Source organism: Ilumatobacter sp., from assembly GCF_041688325.1.
Classification (GTDB): domain Bacteria; phylum Actinomycetota; class Acidimicrobiia; order Acidimicrobiales; family Ilumatobacteraceae; genus Ilumatobacter_A.
The window spans coordinates 1-14727 of record NZ_JBDNIJ010000006.1 but is presented as its reverse complement, the minus strand read 5'-3'; the positions used below and the strand labels follow the sequence as shown (position 1 = coordinate 14727).

Below are 14727 nucleotides of genomic sequence, written 5' to 3'. Positions count from 1 at the left end.
GTCCGCAACACTGGTGGAGTGTCTGAAGATCCCACACACCTGTTGGCCGAAGGCTTCGACCATGCGGCGACGTCGCTGTCGTTGGCCGACGTCCACGGTCGGATCATTCAGGCGAACCAGGAGTTCTGGAAGTTGTTCGGCTACGAGCCCGGAACGGCATTGGACGTCGGGATGATCTCTCGTCCTGCAGACCAAGATTGGACGCTCTCGTACCTGACTCGGCTGATCACCGGTGATATCAATGAATTTCGCACAGTCAAACATTTTGTACGCAAGGACGGAACCGAGTTCGACGCTCACCTTGCGGTCCGCGCCATCCGCCCTGAGGGCATGTGTACGGGACTCATTGCCAGTGTCGAGCCTGTCGACGTCCGACCGATTGTCGACAACATCCGAGTTCGCAAGCTCCTCGAACACGCCGCCGGCTCGGTGTCGCTGGTCGACGTGGAGGGCAACATCATCGAGTCGACTGGGCGATACCGGTCGACGTTGGGCTACCCGCCAGAGTTCTGGGAGGACCGCACGATCCTCGACCTCGTCGTGGCTGAAGACCTGATAAAAATGATGGACATGCGTGACAAAGTCGTCCGTGAGCCCGAACACGCGGTCACGCACGACTTCCGTGTGCAGAGTGCGAGCCGGACCATCGAGACGCTTGAGGTCACCGCCCTGAACATGCTGCACGACCCGGATCTGCGCGGCATCGTGCTGTCCACTCGCAACGTGACCGTTGAACGGCAGATGATCGATTCGGTCGGCCAACTTCGCGACAAGGCTGTTGCGGAGGCCGAAGAGCGGTCGCACCTGCTCGCGACGGTGAGCCACGAGCTGCGCAACCCGCTGCACGGGATGTCAGGGTTGATCGAACTCCTCGCGTCCGATGCCAGCCTCGCCGATGGGCAACGTGAACTTGCAGCGTCCGTGCTCCGACAGCTCAAGCATCTCACTTCTGTCACTGATGATCTTCTCGACACAGCCCAGATTGAAGTCGGACGTTTTGTACTTCGGCCTGGTCCGGTCGTCGTTCGCAATCTGATTGACGATGTCATGCAGGTGGCGAGTTCTGCCGCTAGCGGCCGCATCGAAGTGGTCCAACATGTGGCCGACGACGTTCCGCATCTCGTCACCGTCGATGCCGCTCGGCTGCAGCAGATCCTCAGCAACCTGGTCGGCAATGCCGTCAAGTTCACCGAGGTAGGAAGTGTTCATTTGGACACTTCGGTCGTCGGCGGCAAGATGCTCCACTTCGAGATTCGAGACACGGGAGTCGGTATTCCTGCTGACCAGGTCGCCGCCATCTTTGAACCGTTCTCGACGGCGACCACCGGCGGTGATCGCCGCGGGGCGGGGCTTGGACTTGCCGTCGTCCGTCGGCTCGTGGAAGCGCACGGCGGCAGTGTCTCGACCCGAAGCGTGCTCGGCCAGGGGTCAGTCTTCACGATCGAAATTCCGTTGGTCGGTGCCGTGGCGGCGCTGCCCGCCATGCCGATCGATGTGGTGGAGATGATTGGGCGTTCTTGCATCCTGGTCATCGAAGACACACCCGTCAACCAGGAGCTGGCTCGGCATCAGCTCGAACGGCTCGGCATGGACTGCGTGATCGCCGAGAGCGCCGAGGCCGGCCTCGATCTGCTGGAGTCGTCGTCGTTCGACGCGATTCTCATGGACCACCAACTGCCTGGAATGAACGGGAGGGACGCAACTCGCGAGATTCGTCGTCGTGGGCTGTTGACGCCGATCGTGGGGTTGACGGCGAGTTCGACCGCTGCCGATGAGCGAGCTTGTTTCGAGGCCGGCATGAATGCGTTCCTGTCGAAGCCGGTCGGCCTCGAGCGGCTCGGTACGACGCTGCGGCGCGTGCTCGCACGCGGGGCCGCCGCAACCTCGGCGTCGGCATTCACCTCGACTCCCACCTCGACATTCACCTTGACTCCTACCGTGACTCCTCCCGTGACTTCTCCCGTGACTTCTCCCGTGACTTCTCCCGTGACTTCTCCCGTGACTTCTCCCGTGACTCCTCCCGTGACTCCGACGGCTGTCGACAGGGTTGCGGTGGACGAGTCAGTGCTGGACGTACTGTCAGCCGAGCTCAGCGATCGGGCGGTCGTCGAGAGCTTGGTGACGACGTTCCTGGGTGAGCTCGATGCACGTGGTGCAGATATTGCCACCGGCGACCCTGAGAGCGCAGTGCGCCAGGCGCACACTTTGAAATCGAGTGCAAAGCTGCTGGGTGCGCTCCACCTCGCCGAGCTTTGCGCTGCAGCCGAGACCGATGCCAGCGTGCGTGGCGCCGTTTCCGAGGCAGCAATTGCTGCGCGCGTCGGGCTGACGGCGTGGCTCGCCGCGGCCCCGCACTATCCCGATTCCCTGGTCACAGACAAAGCAAGATGAGGGCGCGACGCACTTCTGTGTCCCAGAGAGGAGTCACATCATGAAGGGCGTCCTGTTCAACGTCATTGAAGACGTCGTGACCGAGGCGCTCTCGGCCGATGCATGGGACGATGTGGTCGACAGCTCCGGCGTCACCGGCGCCTATACGTCGCTCGGGAACTACCCAGACGGCGATCTCACGAGGATCGTGATTGCCACGGCAGCGGCAGCGGGCCTTTCCGAAGATGCCACGGTGCGGCTGTCGGGCCGAGCCGGTTTCAAGCATCTCATGCGACGGGCTCCGCATCTCCTCGAAGGGCTTGACGACTGGAAGGCGGTGTTGACATCGCTCGACAGCATCATCCATCCCGAGGTTCTCAAGATCTACCCCGATGCCGACGTGCCGAGGTTTGAAATCGTCGCCGACGGCGACGCACTGATCGTCACCTATACGTCCAAGCGTGACCTCTGCGTCCTTGCTGATGGCTTGATGCTGGGCTGCGGTGACTCGTTCGGCGTCGAGTTGTCCGTCGAGCACCTCACCTGCACCAACAAGGGTGGCGCATCGTGCACGATGCGGGTCGCCGAAGACGGTTGACCCGGACGTGATGATCGAAGAACTCGATTCTGCAGCAAGGATCCAACGCCTCGAAAGTCGGCTGGCTCGCGCGCGCGAATCGCGCGAGCAGGCCGAACGGATTGCCGAGCAGGGGATGCGCAACCTGTGGGGCATTAACAAGGATCTCGAGGCGCGCGTCGCTGAGCGAACGGTCGATCTGGAGCGATCATTGGCGTCAACGACATCGGCGTCCGATGCCAAGGAACGATTCCTTGCCGAGCTCGGACATGAGCTCACAACGCCGCTGCACGCAGTACTTGGGCTCCTCGAGCTGATTGACCCGGTGAGCCTCTCCGCCACCGATCAGAAGAGGCTCGGTGAGGTCCGTGACCATGCTGTCACTCTTTCGGGCTTGCTGCATGGGTTGGTCGAGCTGGCTGGGGCAGAAGGATCCTCGGCACCCCAAAGTTTCACGGGCCGGCGTCCGTCGGCATGGCTCGACGAGCTCATCAGTCAGTGGACCCGTGAGGCAGCGGCAAGCGGCCAGCTCATTGCTCCAGCGGTCTTGGGCGACGACGTCGAAGTTGTCCTGGACTGGAATCGACTCACTCGGATCGTCGACGTGCTCCTGTCAAACGCCGTGCGGCACGCATCCCCCGGAGTCATTGGGATCGAGGTCGTTGTTCTTGCGGGCGATGCACAGGTGACCGTTACCGATGCTGGCCCGGGGATGTCTCCCGTTGAGCTGGATACGGCCTGCGAACCATTCATTCGACATGGTTCCGGCGGGGGTATTGGGATCGGGTTGTCAATTGGCCAGCGGCTTGCCGCCGGTGGCGGCGGCTCACTCGAATTGAAAAGCGACGAAGTGACGACGCAAGCAAGAGTGCTCTTGCCGCGTGGCCGCTAAGTCGGGAGCGGTCAGCCTGGTTCTGCCTGGTGCGGCTGCGGTTCGCAGCACGAGCACCGCGGTCGCCTACGGTCACGACATGACTCCTGATATCGAAGTGTCCCGTGACATTGCCGCATCGCCCGAAGCGGTCTTTGCCGCGATCACCGACATCACCCGCATGGGCGAATGGTCGCCAGAGACGCGCCGCGCCGAGTGGAACGAGGGCTTCGATCACGCCGAGGTCGGCGCGCAGTACACCGGGCATAACAAAAACGGCGAGAAGGAATGGAGCATCATGGCCACGATCGTCGAACTGGTACCGAGCGAACGCTTCTTCTTCGACTGCAGTTTCCGTGATTTCGTGTTTGCCAAATGGGGATACGCCATCGAACCGACCGACACGGGTTGCCGCGTCACCGAGTACACGCAAGACCTGCGACCCGAGGCCTCCAAGGCTGGCGGAGTATCCATCTCCGGCGTGGCAGACCGCCTGACTCACAACCGCGCTGGCATGGAAGCCACGCTGGAACGTCTGGCTGCAGCCCTCGAGAGTGAGTGCCGTGTCGGGGCTGCAGATGGTGGCCTCAGCTGAACAGCAAAGCGGTTCGTTCCCACGATGTCTCAGCCTGAGATGGCTGGGTGCCGGTCTCTGTTGCCGCGCAAGTAGGTGCCGGCGCTGAGAATTGGCCGAGGGCTCGACCCACACGTCGCGACGCCGGCTTTGAGACCGGGGCCCTCACTCCCGAGGTCGACTCATCGCGCTCGGATCTCGACCAATGCCGAATCGCTCAACGTTGGCCACGCTGCCACTGTCAGGTTCGCAGTGATCCGTCGCCTGGCGCGGGCCCGATGAAGCGCAGTGCGTCGGGTTTCGGTGTCGGCGGGGGTAGTATCTAAGCGTACGCTTAGATACTCTCTCAGGGGCCGGTCAACTCGAGCCTGGACAAGTTCCAAAAAAATGACTGCGCTGTTGGAGACAACGGGTCGCGCGATCTCCAACCCGGCTTGACCGATTCGCAGACGAAACGAGGCAGAAGACTGTGGGGCGACCGAAGGGATATCAGCGGGTCGAAGTCATCGAGGCCGCAATGCACCTGTTCTGGCAGCGCGGATATTTCGATGTGTCGACGCGCGATTTGTGCGAGGCAATGGGCATCAACATGAACTCTCTCTACGCCGAGTTCGGTAGCAAAGAAGCGCTGTTTGCTGTGGCGATCGAGCACTACGAACAGCACATGGTGCCCTACTACATCGGAGCGCTCGAAGCGCCGGATGCATCTATCGAGACTGTCCGGCAGGTGCTTGCTGCGTTTCCTGCCTACGCCAACACGGACGACTTCGTGCCCGGATGCCTTATTACGAACACCGCGACCGCCGGGGCCCCGACACCGCAAGCGAGCCGACTCTTCGCGGCCCGCTACGTGGAACGCCTGACCGGCGGGTATCTCCACGCGCTCACCGACTCTTTCGGCGGCCGACACAATGACCGTGTCGCCGCGGCGAGATTGCTGACTACGACCACGCTCGGGTTGTTCGTGATGTTGCGTGCCCAGACCAGCCGTGACGTCCTCGAGGACAGCGTGTCCGCCGCACTCTCCCAACTCGACCGCGCGGTCGATTCCTCCATCCCCTCCATCCCCTCCATCCCCTCCATCCCCTCCATCCCCTCCACAATCTCGATCCCTTCGGCCCCCCTCACGCCCCCTCCCCCCTCCGCACATCCCAACCAAGACAACCCAGGAGCATCATGACCATCGTCACCAAGACCTCGACCACCTCAGTCAACGCGAGCGCAAGCGATGTGTGGGAAGAACTCGACTCCCACTTCCTCGACATCTCGAAATGGGCTGGCGGGGTCACGTCATCCGTCCCAAACCCGGCAACGCCGACCGGGCACAGCGGCAGCGCGCACGGCGGCCGGATCTGTGATGTCGACGGCATCGGGACCACCGATGAACGGATCACGAACTTCGACGCGGATACCCGGACGCTGACCTACTCAATCCGGGCCGAAGGACTTCCGTTCTTCGTCGAGGGCCTCCAGAACACCTGGACCGTCCGCGCTGACGGGCCCGATCGATCGGTGATCGATGTCGAGATCGTCGGAACCACCAAAGGCATCGTTGGGAAGCTCGCCGCGTTCCCCTTCGGTCGAATGCTCGCCAAGGGAGCTGACGGGCTGCCGGCCGATCTCAAGAGCTACCTCGAACAACAGAACCCGACCTGATCACCTTGTTGCGTTGTTCCGGGAACTGCTCGGAACAACGCAACAACAGAGCAAGGAATACTGCGCGGGCCCTGTGGTGGTCCCAGTCTCCTGACGCCGGGCCGCCTTCTCTCACATGGTGACGAACTCGTCTGCCACGGCTGAGTCGTCGTATGCCGGGACGCCCATTTCGGCCATGTCGAGGCCGGTCTGTTCGTCTTCGAGCGTCGGACGGATTCCTCCGGCGGTGAAGCGGTTCTGCAGCGAGAAGAACGTGTATGCGATCCCGAAGATCACGGTGCAGATCGTGAGCGCGCCGACCGACTGGGCCCCGAGCTGGCGGATGCCGAGGTCGAAGTCGTAGAGGATGCCGGTGACTCCCTTTCCGTCGGTGATGCTCGAAGCGGTCAGGTTCCACCCAGCCCCATAGCTGCCGTCTGAGAAGATTCCGACGCACAGGACTCCGAGGAGGCCGCACACGCCGTGAACGGCGATTGCGCCGACCGGGTCATCGATCTTGAGGCGACGTTCAATGAACCAGACCGCCTCGATGACGACCACGCCAGCGATGACTCCGATCACAGCGGCCGCCCACGGCTGCACAAATGCGCATGGTGCGGTGATCGCGACCAGGCCAGCGAGCATGCCGTTGACCATCATTGATGGGTCGGGCTTACTGCCGCGGCGCGTGATCCAGGCGAGCGCGGCGACCGACCCGAAGGCTGCGGCGAGCGCCGTGTTGAGCGCCACGGTGGCGAACTGGACGTCGGTCGCGGCGAACGTCGAAGCGGCGTTGAAGCCGAACCAGCCGAAGAGCAGGATGAGCGTGCCAAACATTGCCATCGGGATGTTGTGGCCGAGCAGGGCACGGGGTTTGCCGTCTTTGTCGAACTTGCCGAGGCGCGGTCCGAGTATGAGAGCACCGGCGAGGCCGGCCACACCGCCGACGGCATGGACGACCCCGGATCCGGCGAAGTCGACGTATCCGAAGCCGAGTCCAACGTTGTTGCCGAGCTGGTTCAACCAGCCGCCACCCCATGTCCACGCACCGAACAATGGGTAGTAGACCGCGCCGCAGAACAGACCCCACGTGACGAACGAACTCCATTTCCAGCGTTCGGCCATGGCGCCGGTCGGGATTGTTGCCGTCGTGTCCATGAAGGCCACCATGTACAGGAAGAAGGCGGCGATCGATGCCGTCGTTCCGGGCCCACCGAGACCCTTCAGAGCGAACGGCCCGTCCCAGAGGAAGACCCAGTTCCCAATGGAAACCAGTGGCGACCCGACCGGGGTGTCGAAGCCAAAGTAGCCGGGGTAGGAGAATCCGCCGAACATGAAGGCGTATCCCGTGAAGAAGAACCCAACGAATCCGAGTCCGAAGATCATGAAGTTCGTGGAAACGACATGGACGGCGTGCTTCGCTCGACAGAAGCCGGTCTCGACCATGGCAAAGCCAGCCTGCATGAAGATAACGAGCGCCGCTCCCACGACGATCCACAGAAGGTTGAGCGACAACGCCGCGGTGGGCGCGTCGACGTCAGGACCTGTCAGGGCGGTAATCATTCAGTTGTCTCCTGCTTGTGGAGCCAGTCGGTGACCGGCAATTCCGCAGCGACGGTTGCCGATGCCCTCCATGCGGTTCCAGCCCCGCTTCATGAAGTGGACTCATTAACAACAGGATGTGATAACGGTGGTGTCTCGGGTCGGTTTCGGTCGTGTGAACTCATCCGAGGTGGCGCATGTAGCGACACCCGGAGCGGGAGTCATTCCTCTGCTGACGGCCGCTGTGTCTCCAAGAGGAGATCAGTGCACAGTGTCGACGGTGCTGTGCGCCTCTTCGCCGTCTGACGAGCCGTGGAAACGAGACACGACAGCCACGACGATGGCGCCGACGGCCAGGCCAATGATTGCCGAGATGCCGGTGTTGATCAGCCAAGCGAGCAGCCCGCCGATGCCACCGACATCTTCGACCCGCTGCTCGAGGTCGTGCACAAAGCTGTACGGGCCGTGCCAGCCGAGCTCGTTGGTGCCAATGAGCAGGATGTGGCCGCCGACCCAGAGCATTGCGGCGGTGCCGACAACCGTCAGCGCAGTGAGCAGCTTCGGCATCCCGGTGACCATCGCCCGGCCCAGTCTCTGTGAGACATCGGACCTCTGCCCGGCGAGCTTCAGGCCGATGTCGTCCATCTTCACGATGACGGCAACGACGCCGTAGACGATGATCGTGATGATCACAGCGACGACCACGAGGATGATGGCACGCTGGACGATCGGCTCGCCGATGACTTCCTTCAGCGAGATGACCATGATCTCGGCCGACAGGATCAGGTCGGTACGGACGGCGCCCTTGATGATTTCTTCTTCTGCCTCAGGGCCCTTCATCACCGCAGGAAGGACGTGGGTGGCGTCGTGTTTGAGGCGGTGGTAGATCTTCTCCGCACCTTCGAAACAAAGGTACGTACCGCCGAGCATCAGGATGATCTCAACCAGCGTCGGAGCGAACGCGCTCAGGATCAATGCGATCGGCAGGATCAGCAGCAGTTTGTTGCGCAGCGAGCCAATGGCGATGCGTTTGATGATCGGCAGTTCACGGTCAGCGGCGAGCCCGCGGACGTAGGCCGGGGTGACTGCGGTGTCGTCGACCACCACGCCTGCTGCCTTCGCGCTGGCGCGCCCAGCTGCTGCACCGACGTCGTCGATCGACGCAGCGGCGACTTTCGCAAGTGCCGCAATGTCATCGAGTAATCCGGCAAGTCCGCCAGCCATGTCGTCTCCAGCTTTCTGTGTCAGGTGGGTGAGGGGGTGGGTGAGCGAGTTGCGTGGACGTCGAGGGGGTGCCAAGTGACCAAGGACAGTCGTCAAGCGTACTTCGTGGTCTTCGACACGGCGTCGTTACTCTCACCCGGATGCAGCCGACGGACAAGCGCCAGGGATGACCACATCCGTCGCTGTCTCGACGTCGACCAACCGCCTGCTGACACCTGAGTTCTGGACGCTGGGCACCGCAACCGCCGCCTACTTCCTCGGGGTTGGGGTCCTCAACGCCCTGCTGCCGAGGTATGTGGTCGACGAGTTGGGTGGCACCGAGGCAACGTCCGGTTTCGTGATGGGGTCGATGGCAATCTCGGCGTTGCTGTGCCGACCGTGGTTCGGGCGGCTTGCTGATCGCCGCGGCGCGCGTGTGGTGCTGATGATCGGGGCGTGCCTTGCCTGTGTCTCGGTGCTCGTGCTCGCAGCCTTCCCCAGCCTCGTCGGTGCTGTTGCTTCGCGACTTGTGATGGGCGGCGCAGGTGGCGCGATGATCACCGGGGCGATGACGCTGTCGATGGACATTGCACCCGAGTCGAGGCGCAGCCAGGCAGGGAGCTACATCCTCATCTCGTTCCACGTCGGGCTGGGTATCGGCCCGCTTCTCGGGGAGTTTGTGCTCGGCCGTTCGGACTACCGGTCGGTGTGGTTGGCGGTGGGTGGCCTGGTGCTGGTCAGCTGCGCCGTTTCGTCGTTCCTGCCGCGTCGTGCTGGCGTTCACGACGACCAGATGGCGCCGACTCCGCTGGTCTTCCGCGCAGCCATCGCCCCGGGGCTCGTCACGTTGTTTGGTGTCTTTGCCTTCAACGGTCTGTTGCAGTTCGCACCGCTGTACGGGCGTGAGGTTGGCCTCAAAGACGTCGGCCTCGTGTTCACGGTTGCGTCGTTGACGATCGTTGTGGTCCGCCTCTTCTTTGGTGGAGTCCCCGACGTGGTCGGCCCGGTTCGGGCTGGTTCATGGGCACTCGTGTTGACGGCATTCGCAGCAACGGTGGTTGCGCTGTGGGCAACACCTGCAGGGCTGTATGTCGGCGCTGCGCTGTTGGCCTGCGGTCTGTCGTTGCAATCACCGTCGTTCATGGCGCTTGCCGTCGAGGGCGTCAGCGACCGTGAACGCGGCGCAGCTCTTGCGACGTACACGGGGTTCTTCGATATCGCGAACGCGATCATCGGCCCGGCGATCGGGATGATCGTGGTCGGGTTCGACTACCGAGTCGCGTTTCTCACTGCCGGGGCCATGTCGCTTGTCGCCTTGGCAATCCTTCGTTTGGTGATTGCTCCGCAGCGGACGTGAGAGACACCGCCGCGCGATGCACGGCGGTGTGTTTGGCTCGTTGTGACGAGTGGCCGACTTTTCTTTACCGAACTTTGTGGGTTTGCGAGGAATGCCCGAACGGATGATCGCCATGGTGGCACCTATGAAAGCAACAATCCTTCGTCGACGTTCCGTCCTCACTCTTTCGCTCGCGGCCACGCTTGCATTCGCAGCCTGTGGATCGGACGAACCAGCCGCAAACGACACCACTGAAATCGACACCACCGAACCGGCCGAAGCTGCCGATATCGAAGCCGAAGGAGCGCACACCGAAGGAGCGCACACCGAAGTCGCCGACACGGAGGCACCCGCAGCGGCGACCGGCGACCCCAGCGCCGACTACACCGGATCGTATGCATTGGCGGATGAAGAGTTTGGCACGATGACGACGGTGACCGTCGCTGGCGGTGTTCGCACGATCGTGTCGAACGCACTGCCCGACCACGAAGTCGGCGAGTTCCCGAACCCCGGTAACCCGAACACGATCACTGAGCAGGATGTCTCGTACGAGTACCCCGCCAACCCGGTGTACGTCGGGAGTGCAACGAATGCCATGACGCCCGGCGTGGCGGTGAACGGTGTGAAGTTCGAACCTGGGACGGCCGAAACCGTCACCTGCGAATCAGGCGAGACGTTCCGCGTCGAAGCGCTGCAGGATATTTACGACCTTGGCCTTGACTTCAACAACGCCCACGTCCAGCCGACCGGCGAGTACCACTACCACGGCATCTCTGAGCTGTTGGCCAACGCCTACTCGACCGATGACGACCTCGTGCACGTCGGCTTCGCAGCTGACGGCTTCCTCATGTACTACTCGAAGTCGGGCGCCTACTCGCCAAGCTATTCGTTATCGACCGACGCCCGCTCAGGCACCGACTGTGTCGGCTCAATGGCACTCGGCGGCGACGCTGTTGAAGTCGACAGGACCACTGCGGACGGCACCTACGCCTCGGACTGGCAGTACAGCGATGCCAACGGTGACGACAACCTGTACTTGGACGAGTGCAACGGCACGGAGATCGACGGCTCCTACGCCTACGTCATCACCGCCGAGTACCCGTTCATCAGCCGCTGCCTCAACGGTGAATTCACCGCCACAGGCCCCGGTGCCGGCCCGCCCGCCGACGGCGGCGAAGGTGCCCTGATCGCTGTCTCAGAACACTGATCGTGTTTCTGTCGCAACCTGTCTAGACTTCTAGAAGAGTTAGCAGAAGAGTCGGCAGGCGAATCGACAGAAGGGACGCCCGATGCTGGAAGTCAGTTCGGTACAACGCAAGAAAATGACGGAGCCCGATGCACTGGGTTTCTTCGGCGAGTACGGCGGGCGCTACGTCCCCGAACCACTCGTTGGTGCGTGCCAGGAAGTCGAAGCGGCCTTCCGTGACGCGTGGTCAGACACTGCCTTCCGGCAGGAGTTCCTCGACATCCTGACGAACTACGTCGGCCGCCCTTCGCCGCTGACCGACTGCGAAAACCTCAGCGCCGACCTTGGCTTGCGGCTGATGCTCAAGCGCGAAGACCTGAACCACACGGGCAGCCACAAGATCAACAATGTGATCGGCCAGGCGCTGCTCGCCAAGCGCATGGGCAAGACACACCTGATCGCCGAAACGGGTGCCGGTCAGCACGGTGTCGCCACTGCGACCGCCGCGGCACTGTTCGGCATGACCTGCACCGTCTACATGGGCGAAGTCGACATCAAGCGCCAAGAGCTCAACGTGTACCGCATGGGCCTGCTCGGAGCGACCGTTATCCCGGCCTCCTCGGGCAGTCGCACGTTGAAGGACGCGGTCAACGAGGCGATGCGCGCGTGGGTGACAGAAGTCGAGCACACCTACTACTGCATTGGCACCGTGATGGGCCCGCATCCCTACCCCTGGATGGTGCGCAGCTTCCACGAGATCATTGGTTGCGAAGCACAACGCCAAGTCGTTGCCCGGCTCGGCAAGATGCCCGACGTCGCCGTGGCCTGCGTCGGTGGTGGGTCGAATGCGGCGGGCCTGTTTGCCGGCTTCGTCGATCATCCCGAGGTCCGCCTTGTCGGGGTCGAGCCTGCAGGTGGCGCTGCTGTCGGCCGAGGTGTTCCCGCCGTCGTGCACGGCATGAAGGCGCACTTCCTGCAAGACGAAGTCGGCCAAGTGATCGAAGCCGAGTCGATCTCGGCTGGCCTCGACTACCCCGGTGTCGGGCCCGAACACTCGAACCTGGCCGATATGGGCCGCGCCGAGTACTACCCCGTCACCGACGACATGGTGGTCGACGCCTTTCAGATTCTGTCGAAGCGCGAGGGCATCATCCCGGCGCTCGAGTCGGCTCATGCGATTGCCTGGGTCATCGAGAATGCCGAGCAGTTGGCCGGCAAGAACGTGCTGGTCAACCTGTCGGGCCGCGGCGACAAAGACGTCGCACAGGTCCGGGAGCGGTTGGGCGAATGAGCGACCTCGCCGACAACCACGTCAACACCCGTTCACTCCAAACCGAGCTGACGGCCAAACGCGACAGTGGTCGCAAGCTGCTGCTCCCGTACGTCACCGCCGGCATCGTGCCGAACTGGATGGACTGCGTCGAAGCAGTGATCGAGGCAGGCGCCGACGCCGTCGAGATTGGGATCCCTTTCTCCGACCCCGCAATGGATGGCCCAACCATCCAGCAGGCATCGGTCCAGGCACTCAATAACGGGATCACCCCGCACGGCGCGTTGAGCGAGCTTCGGACGCGCGAGTTCGCCGTTCCGCTCATCGCAATGACCTACTTCAACCTCGTGTTCCGCTACGGCAACGAGCGCTTCGCTTCCGACCTGGCAGCTGCCGGGTGTGCCGCCGCGATCCTGCCCGACCTGCCGTTCGAGCTGGCCGGGGAGTGGCAGGAAGCTGCCACAGCGCACGGCATCGAGAATGTGCTGCTCGCCGCGCCCGTCACTTCTGACGAGCGACTGGCGCAACTCGTCGAACGCACCAGCGGGTTTATCTACACCGTCAGCACGATGGGCACGACCGGTGAGCGCGCCGAACTCGACAACGCTGCAACGGTCCTCAGCCAGCGAGTCAAGGCGATCTCTGACCTGCCGGTGATCATCGGCTTCGGCATCTCCAACCCCGAACATGCCGTCTCGGCAGCGCGTTCATCCGACGGCGTCATCGTTGCGTCGGCGCTGATGCGGACATTGCTCGACGGCGGATCGATCGACCAGGTCGCATCGCAGGTCAGCGCGATTCGAGTTGCCCTCGACGAAGCGTTCTAGGGCCGTTCCGGAATGGCGCTCAGCGAGCTGCCCAAGTACCAGTCGATCTCGAACGACCTGCGCGAACGCATCGCTCGAGATGAGTTCGCGACGGGGGAGCGCTTGCCCGCGCAGCACGCGCTCGCTGAGCAGTACGGGGTCACCGTGATGACGCTGCGCCAGGCAATCGCCGAACTCGAAGCCGAAGGACTGGTGCGCGCCGCGAAGGGCAAGGGCACGTTCGTGTCGGAGCCGCCGAGTGTCAGGTATGACCTCGACCATCTCTCCAGCTTCACGCAAGAGATGACTCACCAAGGCATCGACGTTGCGACCGATGTGCTGGCAATCGAGACCGACCCGACGGACGCCGATGCAGTTCGCGCGGCACTCCGCTTGGCAGCCGATGCGGCGGTGGTCGCGCTTGTTCGCCTTCGTTCGACTGGCGGCGAAGCCCTGGTGCTGCAGCGCAGTGTGCTCGCTGCATCGCTGTGGTCTGAGATCTCGCATGCCGACTTCGCGAACCGCTCGCTCTACGACGTGCTCGCCGATCAGTGTGGCATCGCGCTCGATCGGGCGTCGGAAACGATTCGGGCAGTGAGCCTCGACGACGACGAGGCAGCGCTGTTGGGAGTCATGCCGGGCAGTGCAGCGCTCGAGTCAATTCGAGTGTCGCGAACGGTCGATGACGCAGCGTTTCTCTATGACCGAGCACTGCTGCGCGGCGAGGCCACCGAAATTCGTACCGAGCGCTCAGCCGCCGGGATGCGAGTCGCGTTCCAAGCGCTCTGAGGCAGCGTCGTCGCTGCTGAGTTCGGCAGGTCCCACGGCGAACACGGCGTCGTCAGCCGGTTCGATGCTCACGACGGAACCCTCATGCTGTGCGAGGTGCGGAGTCCCGTATCGGAAGCCGCTCGATGGCCCCGAGCAGCAGAGCCCCGGTTGCAGCGGCGGTAACGATGATGATGACGATCACCGACGGAGCCATCGTGTCGACGAGCTGACCGGTCAGGAATGGCACGCCAATTCCGCCGAGATGGGCGGCGAGCAGCTGAAAGATGGCGAGCTGCGGGGCATGGTCGGCTCCGACTCGTGCCGCAGTGGATGCGAAGAGCGTTGGCACGATGGGCGCAAGTGTGAGGCCTGCAAACGCCAGACTCACTACTGCGAGCTCAGGGGGAACGAAGGCCAGCGAGGCAACGCAGCAGAGTGACATAAGGGCGAGTCGGGACAGTCCAACTCGATCAGCCAGTTCGCGAACCGATGGTCTGACAAGCACAAGACGTCCAACGGACAGACCGCCCCAGAAGAGCGCGACGGCGATGGCAGCCAGGGCGTCGCCAGCGTGTCGCCCTTCGGT

At 63.0% G+C, this 14727-nt stretch carries 13 protein-coding genes and 1 pseudogene; 11 read left to right on the top strand and 3 right to left on the bottom strand.

The genetic code is table 11. The annotated features are described in order from the left end of the window. The 6 genes from ACH2EI_RS00400 to ACH2EI_RS00375 form a co-directional block, all read left to right on the top strand. Nucleotides 1-2391 (top strand): ATP-binding protein (locus ACH2EI_RS00400; RefSeq protein WP_395158822.1); only part of this gene is annotated, 2391 nt, incomplete at its 5' end. Nucleotides 2392-2431: 40 nt separating this feature from the next. Beyond that, complete coding sequence (locus ACH2EI_RS00395; protein WP_395154023.1) at nt 2432-2968, top strand: heme NO-binding domain-containing protein; 537 nt, start codon at nt 2432-2434, stop codon at nt 2966-2968. 10 nt (nt 2969-2978) lie between these two features. Next, nucleotides 2979-3839: a sensor histidine kinase gene (locus ACH2EI_RS00390; RefSeq protein ID WP_395158820.1), complete on the top strand. Its 861-nt coding sequence runs from the start codon at nt 2979-2981 to the stop codon at nt 3837-3839. Nucleotides 3840-3918: 79 nt separating this feature from the next. Continuing rightward, nucleotides 3919-4413, top strand: a complete 495-nt coding sequence (locus tag ACH2EI_RS00385) for an SRPBCC family protein (RefSeq protein ID WP_395154025.1) — start codon at nt 3919-3921, stop codon at nt 4411-4413. Between the two features lie 448 nt (nt 4414-4861). Beyond that, nucleotides 4862-5572 carry a TetR/AcrR family transcriptional regulator gene (locus ACH2EI_RS00380; RefSeq protein WP_395158818.1) on the top strand — a complete coding sequence of 237 codons (711 nt, stop codon included), beginning with the start codon at nt 4862-4864 and terminating at the stop codon, nt 5570-5572. After that, nucleotides 5569-6048 carry an SRPBCC family protein gene (locus ACH2EI_RS00375; protein ID WP_395158816.1) on the top strand — a complete coding sequence of 160 codons (480 nt, stop codon included), beginning with the start codon at nt 5569-5571 and terminating at the stop codon, nt 6046-6048. Before ACH2EI_RS00380 ends, ACH2EI_RS00375 begins: the two co-directional genes overlap by 4 nt. A gap of 111 nt (nt 6049-6159) precedes the next feature. Here the strand turns inward: ACH2EI_RS00375 and ACH2EI_RS00370 are convergent, their stop codons facing one another. Further along, nucleotides 6160-7590 carry an ammonium transporter gene (locus tag ACH2EI_RS00370; RefSeq protein WP_395154028.1) on the bottom strand — a complete coding sequence of 477 codons (1431 nt, stop codon included), beginning with the start codon at nt 7588-7590 and terminating at the stop codon, nt 6160-6162. Between the two features lie 240 nt (nt 7591-7830). Continuing rightward, nucleotides 7831-8793 (bottom strand): DUF808 domain-containing protein, encoded by a 963-nt coding sequence (locus ACH2EI_RS00365; RefSeq protein ID WP_395158814.1) that lies wholly within the window; start codon nt 8791-8793, stop codon nt 7831-7833. 166 nt (nt 8794-8959) lie between these two features. Here ACH2EI_RS00365 and ACH2EI_RS00360 point away from each other — a divergent pair, with 166 nt between their 5' ends. From ACH2EI_RS00360 to ACH2EI_RS00340, 5 genes are all read left to right on the top strand, one after another. Then, nucleotides 8960-10129 carry an MFS transporter gene (locus tag ACH2EI_RS00360; protein ID WP_395158812.1) on the top strand — a complete coding sequence of 390 codons (1170 nt, stop codon included), beginning with the start codon at nt 8960-8962 and terminating at the stop codon, nt 10127-10129. A 124-nt stretch (nt 10130-10253) separates the two neighbouring features. After that, nucleotides 10254-11315: a YHYH protein gene (locus tag ACH2EI_RS00355; RefSeq protein ID WP_395158810.1), complete on the top strand. Its 1062-nt coding sequence runs from the start codon at nt 10254-10256 to the stop codon at nt 11313-11315. An 82-nt stretch (nt 11316-11397) separates the two neighbouring features. Beyond that, complete coding sequence (gene trpB, locus ACH2EI_RS00350) at nt 11398-12585, top strand: tryptophan synthase subunit beta (protein WP_395157009.1); 1188 nt, start codon at nt 11398-11400, stop codon at nt 12583-12585. Next, nucleotides 12582-13391, top strand: coding sequence for a tryptophan synthase subunit alpha (trpA, locus tag ACH2EI_RS00345; RefSeq protein ID WP_395157011.1), 810 nt, complete (start codon nt 12582-12584; stop codon nt 13389-13391). The genes trpB and trpA overlap by 4 nt, the downstream gene beginning before the upstream one ends. 12 nt (nt 13392-13403) lie before the next feature. Further along, the gene (locus ACH2EI_RS00340; protein WP_395157013.1) at nt 13404-14159 is read left to right on the top strand and encodes a GntR family transcriptional regulator; all 756 of its coding nucleotides are present in this window, start codon (nt 13404-13406) and stop codon (nt 14157-14159) included. 82 nt (nt 14160-14241) lie between these two features. Here the strand turns inward: ACH2EI_RS00340 and ACH2EI_RS00335 are convergent. After that, nucleotides 14242-14727: pseudogene (locus tag ACH2EI_RS00335) on the bottom strand (hypothetical protein); the annotation flags it as partial.